We start from the raw sequence: 266 nt of genomic DNA, 5'->3' as shown, positions 1-266 counted from the left end.
CTGGTTGCAGCACTATCATCGGCGCAAAGTTGTTTCACGGTCCTGTTCGGGATGGGAAGGGGTGGGACCAACTTGCTATGGTCATCAGGCATAACTTGTACTGGCATTTGTTCTCGGTGGAGCGACAAAGCCTGAATCTGGAAGAAGCAAAGATTGGGGTAATGACTGGTAGTATCAACACACACGCAACGTTGTACCGTCTTATCCTCTGCACCTGCTAAGGTTATAGGGACAAGCCGTACGGGCAATTAGTACTGGTTAGCTTA

1 rRNA gene is annotated in these 266 nt (G+C 49.2%); it reads right to left on the bottom strand.

Annotated features, from left to right (window positions below):
• Positions 1–89, bottom strand: a 5S ribosomal RNA gene (gene rrf, locus KO538_RS29090); the annotation flags it as partial.
• Positions 90–266: the final 177 nt, after the last annotated feature.

Origin of the sequence: Janthinobacterium sp. NKUCC08_JDC (assembly GCF_019345575.1) — a bacterium.
Taxonomy (GTDB): domain Bacteria; phylum Pseudomonadota; class Gammaproteobacteria; order Burkholderiales; family Burkholderiaceae_D; genus Janthinobacterium; species Janthinobacterium aestuarii.
The sequence above is the reverse complement of the archived record's forward strand: the minus strand, read 5'-3'. Positions and strand labels throughout refer to the sequence as shown.